14 protein-coding genes are annotated in these 15246 nt (G+C 45.9%); 4 read left to right on the forward strand and 10 right to left on the reverse strand.

Annotated features, from left to right (window positions below; genetic code table 11):
* Positions 1 to 217: 217 nt before the first annotated feature.
* On the reverse strand, positions 218 to 1750 hold the full coding sequence (locus AC6ESP_RS20305; protein ID WP_497098559.1) for an FAD-dependent oxidoreductase: 1533 nt from the start codon (positions 1748 to 1750) through the stop codon (positions 218 to 220).
* Positions 1751 to 1864: 114 nt separating this feature from the next.
* The gene (locus AC6ESP_RS20310) at positions 1865 to 3658 is read right to left on the reverse strand and encodes a glycoside hydrolase family 13 protein (protein ID WP_497098560.1); all 1794 of its coding nucleotides are present in this window, start codon (positions 3656 to 3658) and stop codon (positions 1865 to 1867) included.
* A 214-nt stretch (positions 3659 to 3872) separates the two neighbouring features.
* On the opposite strand from AC6ESP_RS20310, the gene AC6ESP_RS20315 reads away from it, so the two are divergent.
* Positions 3873 to 4901 (forward strand): LacI family DNA-binding transcriptional regulator, encoded by a 1029-nt coding sequence (locus tag AC6ESP_RS20315; RefSeq protein WP_497098561.1) that lies wholly within the window; start codon positions 3873 to 3875, stop codon positions 4899 to 4901.
* Between the two features lie 74 nt (positions 4902 to 4975).
* Here AC6ESP_RS20315 and AC6ESP_RS20320 read toward each other — a convergent pair whose 3' ends face one another.
* Positions 4976 to 6166: an MFS transporter gene (locus tag AC6ESP_RS20320; RefSeq protein WP_497098562.1), complete on the reverse strand. Its 1191-nt coding sequence runs from the start codon at positions 6164 to 6166 to the stop codon at positions 4976 to 4978.
* A gap of 222 nt (positions 6167 to 6388) precedes the next feature.
* Here AC6ESP_RS20320 and AC6ESP_RS20325 point away from each other — a divergent pair, with 222 nt between their 5' ends.
* Positions 6389 to 6727, forward strand: coding sequence for a GNAT family N-acetyltransferase (locus AC6ESP_RS20325; RefSeq protein ID WP_497098563.1), 339 nt, complete (start codon positions 6389 to 6391; stop codon positions 6725 to 6727).
* A 39-nt stretch (positions 6728 to 6766) separates the two neighbouring features.
* On the opposite strand, the gene AC6ESP_RS20330 is transcribed toward AC6ESP_RS20325, so the two are convergent.
* The 7 genes from AC6ESP_RS20330 to AC6ESP_RS20360 form a co-directional block, all read right to left on the reverse strand.
* On the reverse strand, positions 6767 to 8038 hold the full coding sequence (locus AC6ESP_RS20330; protein ID WP_497098564.1) for a polysaccharide deacetylase family protein: 1272 nt from the start codon (positions 8036 to 8038) through the stop codon (positions 6767 to 6769).
* Between the two features lie 52 nt (positions 8039 to 8090).
* Positions 8091 to 8759 (reverse strand): hypothetical protein, encoded by a 669-nt coding sequence (locus AC6ESP_RS20335; RefSeq protein ID WP_497098565.1) that lies wholly within the window; start codon positions 8757 to 8759, stop codon positions 8091 to 8093.
* A 316-nt stretch (positions 8760 to 9075) separates the two neighbouring features.
* Positions 9076 to 9912: a GNAT family N-acetyltransferase gene (locus tag AC6ESP_RS20340; protein ID WP_497098566.1), complete on the reverse strand. Its 837-nt coding sequence runs from the start codon at positions 9910 to 9912 to the stop codon at positions 9076 to 9078.
* A gap of 8 nt (positions 9913 to 9920) precedes the next feature.
* Positions 9921 to 10205, reverse strand: a complete 285-nt coding sequence (locus tag AC6ESP_RS20345; protein ID WP_497098567.1) for a hypothetical protein — start codon at positions 10203 to 10205, stop codon at positions 9921 to 9923.
* Positions 10206 to 10348: 143 nt separating this feature from the next.
* Entirely contained in the window at positions 10349 to 10765 is a 417-nt protein-coding gene (locus tag AC6ESP_RS20350) for a VOC family protein (protein WP_497098568.1), read from the reverse strand.
* Between the two features lie 104 nt (positions 10766 to 10869).
* Positions 10870 to 11772: a LysR family transcriptional regulator gene (locus tag AC6ESP_RS20355; RefSeq protein ID WP_497098569.1), complete on the reverse strand. Its 903-nt coding sequence runs from the start codon at positions 11770 to 11772 to the stop codon at positions 10870 to 10872.
* 61 nt (positions 11773 to 11833) lie between these two features.
* Positions 11834 to 12745, reverse strand: a complete 912-nt coding sequence (locus AC6ESP_RS20360) for a helix-turn-helix domain-containing protein (RefSeq protein ID WP_497098570.1) — start codon at positions 12743 to 12745, stop codon at positions 11834 to 11836.
* 97 nt (positions 12746 to 12842) lie between these two features.
* On the opposite strand from AC6ESP_RS20360, the gene AC6ESP_RS20365 reads away from it, so the two are divergent.
* Together AC6ESP_RS20365 and AC6ESP_RS20370 are read left to right on the forward strand one after the other, a co-directional pair.
* Positions 12843 to 13841, forward strand: coding sequence for a Gfo/Idh/MocA family protein (locus AC6ESP_RS20365; protein WP_497098571.1), 999 nt, complete (start codon positions 12843 to 12845; stop codon positions 13839 to 13841).
* On the forward strand, positions 13834 to 14820 hold the full coding sequence (locus tag AC6ESP_RS20370; protein ID WP_497098572.1) for a Gfo/Idh/MocA family protein: 987 nt from the start codon (positions 13834 to 13836) through the stop codon (positions 14818 to 14820). Before AC6ESP_RS20365 ends, AC6ESP_RS20370 begins: the two co-directional genes overlap by 8 nt.
* Positions 14821 to 15246 lie beyond the last annotated feature (426 nt).

Here is a 15246-nt window from a genome sequence, read left to right on the forward strand (position 1 = left end):
AAAAGTAAACGCTTGCATAATTAAATCTACGAAGCAGCCACGTCCTTTATTCCACCCCCTGTCAAATTATCGATAATTCATCTAGCTCTATTATAGAAGCCTATCCACCTGTTCAACAACCGATTTAAATAGCGTATTTTGTCTTTCTTTGACGATTCAGCATGAAGACAACACCAACAAGCCGACTCCCGTTTCCCGGAGCCGGCTTAATTAGAATCTATAGCGATACTGGCTTCAAAGGATCTTCTGCGGGACCTTCCATAACCTCGCCATCTATGCCGAACCTGGAGCCATGGCAAGGGCAGTCCCACGTTCGATCCCCATTATTCCATTCCACTTCGCAGCCAAGATGCGTACAGGTTGTATCGACCAGATGCAGCTCCCCTTGATCATCCCTGTATGCTCCAGCCCGTTTGCCATGAATGCTTACGACAGCACCTTCATCGTTCGCTAGATCCTCTGGCTGACGGTACACCATCTCCAGCTTACCTGCAATAAGATGCTTGGCGACATCCAGATTGTCTGCAATTAAATTTTTGACCACTGTCATCGTAACCGAGCGTGAAGGGCTGAATAGCTGCTCGTAAGGATTGCTCTTATCTAAAATAAGATCCTTAATTAATATAGCGGCTGCCGTCCCGTTCGTCATCCCCCACTTATGGAAGCCTGTAGCCACATATACGTTAGGGGAGGAAGACGTGATACGTCCAATGTATGGAATCTTATCTCCTGTAACCAGATCCTGTGCGGACCAGCGATACGCGATATCTCGAATGGCAAAATGCTGCTCTGCAAAGCTCCTCAGCTCCTCATAATGATTGAACGTACATATGCCTTGCCCTGTCTTATGGCTCTGTCCGCCAATGAGTATAAGCTTCGAATGATCGTCTGTCTCTACACAGCGAATGGAGCGCTTCGGCTCCTCCGCACTTAGATACATGCCGCCCGGATACGCATCAGGCTCCTCATGGATGCCAAGGACATAGGAACGATCCGCATGCATCCTTGCAAAATAAAACCCCATCCCATCATAGAAGGGATAGTGTGTACAGGAGGCAACATGCTTGCAAGCAATCTGCTGGCCTGCTCTTGTGATAACCTTCGTCTCTGAGCCATAGTCTACATCAACTGCTGTCGTGTATTCATATATGCTCCCGCCCGCCTGAATGAATGCATCCACCAGCGAGGACAAATAACGCAGAGGATGGAATTGCCCTTGATCATGCATGACAATTGCCGCCTTCATCGGTATATGCAATGGCATATGCTCGGTATAAGAGCTCTTAATCCCTAATCTTGAATAAGCTTCCATCTCCTGTTCCAGCTTGGGAAGCGAGTCTGCCGCATTGGTGTAGATATAAGCATCCTGTAAGGAGAAGCCGCTGTCGATGTTATGCTTGTCCAGCGTATCTTGGATGAAGGCAAAAGCCTCTGCATTCGCTTGATAATAGAGGGACGCTTTCTCTTCACCAGCAGTGTGAATCATATTTGCATAGAACAAATCATGCTGTGCTGTGATTTTGGCTGTCGTATGCCCTGTTGTTCCATTCAGCAGCTTCCCTGCTTCGAGTAGAACGACCTTGAAGCCTTCCTGTACGAGCAAATAAGCTGTTGTGAGGCCTGCTATCCCTCCGCCTACTACGACAACATCAGCACTAATATCATGCTCTAGCTTAGGGAATGAGGGCAATGTCGTTGAATCTGCCCAATAAGACTCTGGAAATTGTGGAAAGGGATGAGCTGCTGTCAATCTTAACGCCTCCTGATGAATGGTAGTAACGTTAATTTATACCAAATCATCATCAAGCATACAAGAACAGTCAAATTAAAGGTGGCTGACCTGCCCACCCGCCTGTTCCCTTGTTTATCTCAGTGGCAGAAGCCATGCCGAATAAGGCTTCAGTCGGACAGTGAAAGTCCCATCGCTACCTACTGTTATGGAATCACCGGATAGCAGCTCAGTAAGCTCCCTCTCAGAAGTAGTCTCGCCGTTTGGAATTGTGAGTGTCAGCTCTCTCTCCATTGGGCTGGAGTTAATGATACAGCCAACCGACTCCGTATCCGTACTGCGGATATATCCAAGCACATTGTTCGCGGTATCCTCGAACCAACGCTTATAGCTGCCAGTACGAAGAGCACTAAGCTGTTGGCGATGCCTAATCATCGTCTGATAGAACCGGAATATCTCTAACTGGCTCTCATCCCTATCCCAGATCATCGTTCTGCGGCAATCAGGATCTTCACCACCGTACATCCCAATCTCATCCCCGTAATAAATCATCGGCATACCGATGAATGTAATCATATAGAAGGCAGCAATTTTGAGTCTGTCTACCTCATTATGGTTCCCCCTGCCCCACTTGGACGAGAGGCAGGCGGTAATAAATCTTTTCGTATCATGGCTGCCCATTAGGTTGAACATCGCGTAATTAGCCTGATCGGAATAGGACATACGTACATGGTCGATTCTCGAAGCGAATTGCTGGACATCCATCGTCTGGTTAGCAAAAAACTCGATCATGGCATCTCTCAGCAAATAATTCATTACACCATCGAACTGTTCTCCCTTGAGCCAACGTCCCGAATCATGCATGATCTCTCCAATGATCAGAGCATCTGGCTTCACCTGCTTCACTCTGCGGCGCAAGATCCGCCAGAAATCATGATCAACTTCATTAGCTACATCAATTCGCCAGCCATCGATATCGGTCTCTCTAATCCAATATTCAGCAACATCAAGCAAATAGGCAATTAGAGCTTCATTCCTCGTATTCAGCTTCGGCATCGACTTCACGTTTCTGCCGAACGTCTCATAATTCGTCTCAGGCTGCCACTTCACCGGATATTCATGGATGTGGTACCAATCCGCATATTCGGACTGCTCTCCCTTCTCGATTACATCCTGGAATGCGAAGAAACGATCTCCAGAGTGGTTGAACACAGCATCCAGCATGACACGAATCCCTAATTCATGTGCTTCCTTAACCAGCATTCTCATCGTCTCAGTATCCCCGAAGGACGGATCGATACGGTAATAATCAATCGTATCATACTTGTGATTGCTGTCCGATGCGAAAATAGGCGTCATATAGAGCAGCGTGATTCCGAGCTCCTGCAAATAGGGAAGCTTCTGTCTAATCCCTTCGAGATCACCGCCATAATAGGTTTCTCGAGTTGGGTTGGCACCGTTCTCCCACACATCTGTTCCATCCGGATCATTGCTCTTGTCGCCATTATAGAATCGGTCCGGGAAAATCTGATACACGATGGCATCCTCTATCCATGAAGGAGCAATAACACGATCCATCGCCGAAATCATTGGACACTGGAACTCCCCTGCCGCATCACGCCATTCACTTACCGTCTGCTCGCCAAACCAGTACTGCTTGCCGGCATGATCTGTTACAAGAAAAGCGTATCGAATGCGCTTACAATCACTTTGTATCTCGGCCTCATAATAATCATGCAGCTCAGTCGAAGCAGTTTTGTTCATTCGAAGGGAAACTTCATTCCCGGTTGATAGATAACGATCGGCGTGCAGAATGAGACAGCTGGCCAAATCACCCTTTTGTGCGCGAAGTCTTATCTTCACTACATGATTCGAAAGCGCATTCAGATAAGGGCTCTCACTCGTATGATACAAGGCTTGAATATTCATTAACAGCTCTCCTCGGATACTGGATGGATAGATCAACAAACGATATTAAGCAAACAATTCTAGGAAACCGGTTTCCTAAAATGAAATTATCATATTGCACTCATAAAATCAACATAAAAATGACGGCTCTTCGCTTATTACGCATTGAACAGTTGTCATAACCTAGAGGGTTCATTATGATTAAGCCATAGAGCTCATATAAGGAGTTATAACGATGAAAGTAACGATTAACGATGTTGCACGTGCGGCTAACGTGTCCAAATCGACCGTTTCCAAAGTGTTGAACAATGCCTCCACGATTCCCGAAGCTACGAAAGAAAAGATTAGATCGATCATGAAGGAGCTTAATTATACACCAAGCAGCATGGCAACTCAGCTGGCTAGGCAGAGCAGCTTAACGATCGGATTCATTATGGATGCCGATCATAAGAAAGATTTCATTAATCCATTCGCATTCAGTATTATTAGCGGAGCCGAGAGCGTTACCTATTCTCGAGGTTATGAGCTTACCATCTCGAACAGTACCTCACATGATGCAGATTTCATGAATCGTTATGTATGGAACCGGAAGCTGGACGGCGTTCTCATAAGTACGTCCTTCATTACGCAGCCTATGATTGAGCAGCTCGAGCAGCTCAGCTTCCCTTATGTCATATTAGGACAGCCCAGCTGGGAGGATTCCGAGCGAGAGATCGCATGGATAGACTTCGATAATGTGCTGGCCGGCAAGCTAGCAGCCGAGCATCTGCAGAAGGAAGGCTTCGAGCGCATCGCCTTTATTGGCGGAATGCCCGATGAACCGATCTCAAGCAAACGCATAGAAGGCTACAGCTCAGTGTTCGCGACGCCCTCCGTGCAGTGGATTCGCAATGCTGCACCCGACGAATCTGGAGGCTATCAGGCTATGCTTAGTCTGCTTGATAGTGATCAGCCGCCAGATGCTGTGATTTGTGTCAACAACTTATCAGCCTTCGGCGCGATGAATGCTGTCAAAGAAAGGGGACTCTCCATTCCTGATGATGTCGGATTCGTTACCTTCGATAATTATCCGCTTGCTCCCTATCTTACACCTGCGCTAACGGCTATTGACTTGGACATGTTCAAGCTTGGCGTGACCGCTTGCAGCCAGCTGTTCGAGCGCATCGGCAGTATCGAGCAAGCAGCTGCTGAACATGAACATATAACCCGCAAGGAGCTGCTGCAGCCTGAGCTGCGAATCCGCGCCTCCAGCCGTAGACGATAGCTGCTCCAAACCTAACAAGCCCCCGAGGCATAAGCTTCGGGGGCTTGTTAGGTTTAATACTAGTGAACGATGACTTATGAGACAGCAGCTGCTTCCTCCCGCCTTGGCCGGAAGAACACTCCGAGTATCGCGAATAGGAAGAAGGCTATCCCAAGAAATAGAAAGATACTATGAATGGATACATAGCGAATGCCGAAGCCGCCTAAGGTAGGCCCAAGAATACTGCCGATGCTGAAATGAATGGAAGCAATCACATTCGCAGCAGGAAGAATGCCGCGGGGCAGAATATCGGCCGCATAGGCAAGACCTAAGGAATAGAAGGAACCAACTAAGCCTCCGCCAAGAGCAAATAAGAGGAATAATAGAGCGACATGATCCTCGGCGAGCGGAATAGCGAAGAAGACAAGTGATCCGCATAGCCCACAGGCAATTAGAATCGGCTTACGCCCTATCTTGTCACTCCATATGCCAAGTGGCAGCTGTAGAATGAGACCACCTATACCAAATGCAAGCAGCAGCAGTGAAATCCAATGCTGGCTTAATCCCGTGCGCAGCCCATAGAGCGGGAAATTGCTATTCATCGATGCCTCCATTAATCCATATAGGAAGCCTGGTATAAGTACGAACCATGCAAGACGGTAGGTGGTAATGAAGCGATTCTCCTTGTTCTGACTCTTGTGTATACGCTCCGGCATTTCATTCGGCATTCTAATAATGAGAAGCAGCACAAGAGCAAATAGTGCACCTGTTACTAAGAACGGTACCTTATCGCCAAGCGAGAGTAGATTAATGCCAAGAGGCCCAATACTGAATCCAGCCCCATATGCCATTCCATATAAGGAAATATAACGGCCTCTCTGCTCAGCGGGACTTGAGCTAACGATCCATAATTGCGTCGTATAATGCAGAGTGCTATCTCCTACACCAACGAGTAAGCGCAGGACAAACCAGATAGTAAGCGATTGACTTACAGGAAACAGAAGCACCGCAATGGTAACCAGGGCTATACCCGCTACAATTACTTTTTTATACCCAAACCTAGCAACGGGCCGCTCCACAAAAAACATCGTACAGAAAACTCCAATATAAAGCGCAGCTGAATTCATGCCGTTCATATCCGATGAGACACCGGACCGCTCAAGCAGAATCGACAGCAGTGGCAGCAGCAACCCTTGACTCATACCGGCAACCACTACAACAAGCAATAATTTCACTAGTCGGCTGCGGAACACTGCGGGAGTGGATGCATAAATCCCAGATGACAAAACCTTACACTCTCCTATTTCTATAATGAACGATCGAATTGACCTCCACTATTGTATACAATCAGCCCCAACAAATAAAGAGAAAGGATTATTATATGCAGCTGAATGACATATTCAATATGCTGTAATTGGCCCAGTGAATTCTAGCATAATTGGATATTTCTTTATACCATTCTCCTAATTAATAAAAAGATCATAAACGTTCACAAAGGAGATTACACCATGTCTATTCTTATAGCAGATACGGATGAAGCTATTCGTGCAACTTATCCATTGATGATTCAATTACGCCCTCACTTACTTGAAGATACCTATTTAAGCAAAATTAAGCAGCTGCAGCTGGATTACGGATACCAATTAATTGTGATCGTTGAGAATGGAGCAGCAAAAGCTACAGCTGGCTACAGAATTTGTGATTCATTGGCTTTGGGCAGATATATGTATGTGGATGATCTCATCACCGATCAGGAAAGCCGCTCAAGAGGGTATGCGAATCAATTGTTCGATTGGTTAGACGAAGAAGCAACCAAAAATGACTGTACGAACAAAGAGCAGGAATAGCAAAGACATCCTTCGCTATTCCTGCTCTATCATTTTATTTTATTCAAAAATAACAAATTTCAATTTCTTCGACTTCAAGTATGTAATAATTTCAGGCAATGCTTCAACCGTCTTTTTCTTCTCATGCATGACATAGATTCCCCCTGAAGGGTCAACGTCATGAAAATACTGAATAATCTGCTCTGTATTCTCGGCCTTCCAATCCAGCGGATCACGGTTCCACATTAACACTTTCATTTCATGATCAGATACTTTGCCAGTCAGCTTCGCATCTATTGAACCATATGGAGGTCTGAATAGCGTTATAGGCTTGCCCGATAGCTTCTCGATTGTTTGATTGGTCTGTTCGATATCCTTCTTCTTAGCTGCTTGATCAAGCTCCGTCAGATTGCTGTGATCCCAGGAATGATTGCCAAGAGCCATACCGTTGTTACCCGCATATTTCACGGCATCGGGATACTTTTCTGTCTTCTTGCCGACAAATAGAAAAGTAGCCGCGACATTCTCTTCCAGCAAGATATCAACGATCTTCTCCGTATAGGCTGATGGCCCATCATCAAAGGATAAAGCTACATAGCCTTCTGGCAAGCCATAGGTGAACTTGTCCTCTGCAATGAGGTGAGACTCGTACCACTCACTGGAAGTAGACGTGCTCACTTCGGCCCTAGCTGGTGCACGGACAGGCTCTACGAATTTAACTAGATTGACGACTGGCATCTCACTGGTCCTATCATTAGCAGCTTCTATCACCTCGGATTCCGTCGAACTAGCCGCATTCACCCGATGTCCCAGCTGATCCTCCTGTTCACTGAACAGCTTGCTATCCGTGCTTATCACTATGATACATACTGCTATGCTGAAAATAACCAAACGCAAGGTCAGGCTTCCCGTGCGTTCCCGAAATCCCATCCACTTACGCCATAACGAATCATTGGATGAAGGAGCCTCTCTATCCAGCCCATTCCTCTCAATCCTTTCGGCCAAATTCATAGATGGACCCTTTTTCAATAGAGCAAGCTGCTTCATATAATAGTCAGAGCATGTGAAATAATGAATCTCACTAATCGTTTTATTCGTCTTCATGACGGAACAATAATAGATTTGTTGATAAGGGTCCCACTTCGGATACAGGGAAAGACGAACTCGGTCTCCCTCTTCCAGGCATACGGCCGACAATTGTACATAAGACAGCTCATCCAATTGTACAATGCACTGCTCCTGTATCCCTGTCCGAGTTACCGCTACCTCCATGCAATAGCCGGTTAAATCCTGCGTAAGCCTTAGCAACTCAATCATTTCGACTGTATTCATATGTATCGTTGCCCTCGACTTTCCTTTCCTACTCTCAGATATGCAGCTAGGCTTAGGCGCTTTCCCCATCTTGCCGATTGTTATGGTTATGTCCTAATGGTGAAGCCATGCGATTCGTGAAATCACTGATCATGTTGGCAAGATACGCTTTCTCTTGACGGAGAGTCTCATATTTCTGCTTGAGATGGTTGTTCTCCACTTCCAATCTGCCCATTCTTTCTTCGAGGTCATTCATTTTTTTGATTTTGTCGGCATGCGCATCATTATGCTTTTGAAGGAGGCTTCCGTATTTTTGCTGCTCGAGGTCAATCACGTTTTTCAGCTCATCGGTTTCGGCAGACATCGCTGCTTGAAGCTCCCGATAATCTTCAATGACCTGATCCACCTTCAGGTTTTTCTCTATTAATTTATGTTCAAGCTCTAGAATGTTCTTCTCCCGCTCTTCAATGACCTTATTGAGATTCTTCATATCTCTAGTAAGGCGATCAATCTGACCATTGGAATGGGACAGACGATCATGAAGCTCATTGATGTTTAATTCCGCATGCTGTCTGGACTGAATAATTTGCTCAACGGCAAAGACCAAATCAAGCGACTTCTTGTCCATTTGTGCTTTGCTCGTGCTATTCATGATAGATGGATTCCCTTCTCCTGCACCATCTGTGTTTTCTTTCTTAGCCTCTTCAATAGAGGGTGCATGTGTTGGCTCCACTGATGACATTTGCATTTCCTGTTCCAGGCCACTTTGCATTTTATCTTTCCTTTTGAAAAAAGGAGATTTCATTTTCGTATCAGCATCCTATCAGTTAATGTCAGATAATGTCGAACTGCATTTGCTCTATTATAAAATAATTTCCCATTGTATTAGTGAGACTTTGTATCTATATTTGATCAAATACATCTTTAGTCCTATATCCCTCGTATGGAAATGGATAGGAACAACAACTCATTGCATAGGAAAAGGCATGCTGAATAGCATGCCTTTTCCATTTCTATCATTTATATTCCAAATAATATAACTTCTTATGAATAAAGCATCAGTCCAACGGCTTAAACTTAATATCAGCGATTGTACCACTTTCGACAAAGCCTATCTTCTTATAGACCTTATTCGAATCGGGGTTGCTTAGGTCAGCATACAGCATAGGGATTAGGGACTCTGACTGCAGCATCACACATATCTCCGCCACTAACCTGCTGGCATAGCCTTTCTTACGATAGCCTGCTGGGGTGTATACCGCATTGATTCTAGCATGTCTGGCAGTGCGGTGAGGGATATTCGCCATCGACACTGCCTCACCCTCCACTATCCACAAAAACAAATGACCGGCTTCAATCATATCCTGCGCCGCTTGTATCTGACTCGAATGCTCGACCGGAGCTCCATGTACATATTCAGAGAAGCCGGCTAAATACGCTGCAACTGTTCCAACATCATAGCTTGTCGCTTTCTGTATGGCCCCTGCAACATGCAGCGGCTTCATTGCTAATTGGCAATCATAAGATTCCATTAGCATGCTTGTGTACGATTGCAGGCCTTTGGCAGCACCATACTCTTGCGCGAATAAGGCTGAGAGCTCGGGCTCTCCACTTATTCCGGGCAGGGAAATCCCTTTGATGACCTCAATAAGCTCTTGGATAAGACAAGTCCGATCGACAGCTTCTATATCTCCAGCCATCCACAGCCATGCATTGTTCCCCTTCGTATGGGCAAACATCATCCTATCATCGGAACTTTTAAGACACAACGAGCCTGGCGATTCACAGATACGATGGATGAGATTATAGGCAACCTCGTCAGACCTGAATCGATAATAATTCCTTATCTGATCGCTCGAATCAAACCTATGCAGCACCATAACCGTCTCCTTCATCCTATTTACTATTCAGCTCCGCTTGAATACCTTTTCTTATCTACATACACCCATTCTTTCATTTGACTTCTTTCTAGAGGATAATGCTCTTCCAAATAAGCATGCTCCTGTATAAAGGCGATTCCTTTATCGGTTAATCTAGCTGGTCTCAGAGAAAAAGCATATCCGTTACGCAGCACACGCTCAATATAGCCTTGTTTCTCCAGCAATTTCACCATTTTCTCGTATTCATATTCCTTCATACCATAATCCGAGGCTGTTAATGCATCGGATTTCATGCTGATTTCTCTCATTATGCTGTATCCTACTCTCAACCGATCACCCCGCTACCTCTTAGGCCAATGGACCATATAAATAAAAAAGCCTTTATCTGACATGTCGTCGAATGAAGGCTCCTCTTGTTATCTATTATTGTTATTCGTTAAGTATATTGCTCTTATGCCTGCTCTACTGTGCTCGGATCCATATAGAATATCTCCCACAGATGATCATCAAGATCCTGGAAGCTCCAGCTATACATGAAACCGTGATCAACCGGATCATTATAAGGCTTGCCTCCTGCTGCCAGTGCCTTGCCTACAACCTCATTTACTTCTTCATTGCTCTGCGCAGATAAGCCCATAATAACCTCTGAGCTTCTAGCTGCATTCGGAATTTCTTTGCCTGTGAACGATTGGAACCGCTCCTCGACCAGGAGCATTACATAAATATTGTCACCAACAATCATGCACGTTGCAGACTCATCCGTAAATTGCGCATTGAAGGAAAAGCCCAGCTCGGTAAAAAATGCGATCGACTTCTGCAAATCCTTAACCGGTAAATTCACAAAAATATGACTAGCTTGAAATCCCATTTTTTATCACCTCGAAGTAAAAATAGCATGTCCAGGAAGTTGCTGTCAATGAGTCTTCAGCAGCTATGAACACGACCTATGTTAGCCGTACGAGCGGTGCCATCTTATTTGGCGATTTCTTGCTGCAAAGCCTCCACATAGGCAGAGGCAAGCTTAGAGAGAGCGACGTTCCGATGAGCGATCCAGCCGATATTAATCGTCTCATCACAAGCAAGAGGTACTGGAATAATGTCGTTGCCGTTGAGATCTGCGCTAAGCACTCCCGTAGAGATCGTATAGCCATTCAAGCCGATTAACAAATTAAATAGCGTTGCCCGATCATTCACCCGAATACTTTTGGCATGGGACAATGTACTTAGAATTTCCTCTGAGAAATGAAAGGAATTATATTCTCCCTGCTCAAAGGACAGATAGGGATAGTCGTGAAGCTGGTCAATGGTTACAATAGATTGCTTGGCGAGCGGGTTGTTTTTACTAATAAAAATATGCGGCTCCGCCATAAACAGGCTCGTAAACTCCAGATTGGCAGATTTCAGAAGCTTGTTGATGACCTTAGCGTTGAACTCATTGAGATACAGGATGCCGATCTCACTACGGAGCGTTTTGACATCCTCAATAATCTCATGAGTCTTAGTCTCCCGAAGCGCTAATTCGTATTCATCCAAGCCATATTCATTAACCAGATTGACGAATGCATTCACCGCGAACGCGTAGTGCTGAGTGGATATGGAGAAATGCTGCGGCGTTGGCTTGGCATCGAGATAACGGTTCTCGAGCAGCTCTGCCTGCTCCACTACCTGGCGTGCGTAGCCTAGAAATTCAGCGCCTTCCATGGACAAGGAGATGCCTTTGTTCGTCCGTTCGAATATCGTAATACGGATTTCTTCTTCCAAATCTTTTATGGCATTAGATAGACTGGGCTGTGAGATAAAGAGCCGCTTGGCTGCCTCATTAATCGAGCCGCGATTGGCAACCTCAATAACATATTTCAATTGCTGAAGAGTCAATAGATCGAGTCCTTTCTGTGCTTCCTATACTACTTTCGGCTATGGCTTAATGGCATGCCGTTCATACCATCATGCTCTCCTTGAACTGCTTAGGAGTGCAGCCATTGAATCTCTTGAACAGCTCATAGAAATGAGCCATATTCTCAAGCCCCGCTTCTGCGGCAATATCTGTAATCGGCATACTTCCGGTAATGAGCAGCCTTTTGGCTTTGGCAATTCGCTTGCGATTGACGAATTCAGTGAAGGACAGCCCCATCTTTTTCTTGAAATATTTGGAGAAATAGACGTAGCTCATCCCAGCCAGCCTGCTGACCTCTGTCATGTCGATTTTTCCTGATAGATGACTCTCAATATAAGTAATGACCGGGCGAAGTAAATCCGCATCTACATATTCATGCGCTGACAGCAGCTGGTCATCGTCATGACGAAGCAAAGTGAGAAGCAGATGTTTAATATGCATACTGACTGCGATCTCGTAGCCCTTCTTCTTCTGCATCACTTCCTCGTGAATATGGAGCAATGTTGAGGCTACTTCTGCCTGCGCTTCCGGATATTTTTTGAAAATAACATTCAAATCATCAAGCGGATTCAATACTTCCATGAAATGCCTCGTGTAATGCATCATTGCTGGATCGAAGTAAGGCTCCAGATCAACATGAAGAACAATATAGGTCACATGCTGCCCTTGGCGCATTTGAGCTTTATGAAGCTGTGAAGAACCGATAACCATTACCTCTCCCGGGTGCAGCGAGTAAGCTTGACTGGGCGTGTACATATCATGAATGCCTTCTAGGACGAGAATAAATTCAATCTCTTTGTGATAATGCCAAGGCTGTGGGCCAATCTGCTCGTCGCCGCTATGCGTAAACGTCCATACTTTGATGCAGAGCTGTTGATTCTGGTAATGTATAGGCTCTTGGAAGCTGTCCATATAGTCACCCTCACGAAGTTGATAGATTGAATATGGATACAAATTGAATAAAAACCCGCATTACGTCCACTCTCCCTGCAAGGTATCATCGAAGCAGAATAACAAGTTTACCCAATCAGCTATGTAAAGGAGACCGACTATGAAAGTTGCTGTAATCGGATGCGGCGGGCTAGGACATATCCACGCGGACATATATTCACGCTTGGATGGCGTTCAATTAACCGGTGTTTGCGACCAACAAATCGAGCTTGCCAATGAATTGGCCCAAGCAACGGGGGCACCTGCTTATTATTCTTTTGAACAAATGCTTGAAGAAGCTGAATTTGATGCTATTAGCGTTACTTTACCTAGTTATTTACACAAAGAATATACTCTCCTAGCTGCAAAAGCAAGGAAACATGTCATTAGCGAGAAACCTATTGCTCTAAGCCTTGAGGATGCGAAGGAAATGATAGCTTGCTGTGAGGAACATGGCGTTCGCCTCTTCGTCGGACATGTCGTCCGATTCTTTCCTGAGTATGCCAATATCAAGCACACGATCGAGCAAGGATCGATTGGTCGCCCTGCTGTCGCACATGCGAGCCGTATTGGCCCTCATCCAGGTGAAACCAAAGGCTGGTATAACGACTCCAGCAAGAGCGGCGGGGTCATTCTAGATCTCATGATCCATGACCTGGATTTCCTGAGATGGAGTATGGGCGAGGTCGAGACGGTATATGCGATGAACCATAGCAGCGAACAGCTGGACTATGCGCTAGTCACCCTTCAATTCAGCAATGGCGCCGTTGCTAATGTAGAAGCCCATTGGGGCTACCCTGGCCCCTTCCATACGAAAGCCGAAATTTCCGGTAACGAAGGTATTATTGCGACGAATAGCCTGAAGAGCAGCTCCCTTCAGATTCATAAGTCGGTTACATCGGAGGCTAACAGCTTCGTTGCCGTGCCGGAGAGCCCAGCTTTCCGCAGTCCCTTCGAGCTGGAGCTGGAGCATTTTATTACCTGTATCAAAGACGGCTCAGAAGCGATTGTAACAGCGGCCGATGCCTATAAAGCTTTGGAGCTCGCACATGCGGCACTCGAAAGCGCAAGGACTGGCAAAGCCGTCCATCTCCCAGTAGGAGGAAATCATGATGAATAAATTAAAAGTAGGCATGATCAGCTTCGCTCACTCGCATGCCTTCTCTTATCTGGATTCACTGCTCGCACTTCCTGAGGTGGAGCTGGTGGGAATAGCCGATCCCATTGAAAGCCGCGTACACGCTATAGTTGAACAGCACTCCCTTGCCTATTATGGCGACTACAACGAATTGCTGGAGAACGATCTAGATGCAGTCGTCATCTGCTCTGAGAATGCTCTGCATGCGGAGATTACAATTGCCGCTGCAGCTAGAGGAAAGCATGTGTTATGTGAGAAACCGCTAGGCATTAACGCCTCGGAAATGCAAGCGATGATTGCTGCCTGCCATGACAATCAGGTGCAGCTCATGACTGCCTTCCCTTGCCGCTATTTGGCTGCTGTTGTGCAAGCCAAGCATGCTGTGGACCGTGGAGAAATTGGTGATATCGTCGCTTTCAAAGGAATGAATCGCGGCACCGCTCCCGGAGGCTGGTACGTCGACCCAGCTCTTGCAGGTGGAGGTGCTCTGCTGGATCATACGGTACATGTCATGGATTTGATGAATTGGATGAATGGCTCGGAACCGAGAGAAATTTATGCGCATGCAGCCACGTTGTTTCATGACCAGCTGGATGTGGATGACACAGGCATGCTGCATGTCAAATTCGAGAACGGGGTATTCGGGGTCATTGATACAAGCTGGTCTAGAAAGCCTCCCTATCCGACCTGGGGCGATGTCGCTCTAGATATTATTGGAACGAAAGGCGTCATCTCAGTGAATGGTCTGGCACAGGTTAATGAGCTGTATAGCCGTCAGAACGCAGCTGGACAATGGCAGTATTGGGGCGATAATATGGATGAGCATTTAATAAAAGCTTTTGTTAGCGCGATACTCAGCGGCCAGCCTGTACCTATTACAGGTGAAGATGGAATGCTCTCTGCTCTTGCCGCGATAGCAGGCTACCGCTCTATTCAAGCGGGTCAGCCGGTATTGCTATAAGCAGACACGAAACATGGGGCTATCCCACAAGCTGAAGCTCGTCGAAGAGATAGCTCACTTCGAACCAAACTGTTAGGAAACATGAAAAAATATCCGTATAGGTGGCTATTCCTGTACGGATATTTTTCTCTTTTATGCACCTTTTTTCTATAGCTAATGACTTTATTTCTTTCATTTTCACTCACTCTAGTCCCAGCAACACAAAAGCGACCCACTACTGCTATTTCGTATTATTAGGTCAGCCAGAATGTTCTGGTTGGCCTTTCTTTATGGCCGTTATACGATGGCGGTAGCCGGGAGAACGTCTGCTTTTTGGGGGTTATACCCCGTAGGAAAAACTGTTCTCCCACTGCCCCCAATGACCATGTTTGAGCTGGTAGAGGCAACGACCTCGCATCACAAGCGAAGCTATGGGTTTGGAACTAT

It is taken from the genome of Paenibacillus xinjiangensis (genome assembly GCF_059686975.1).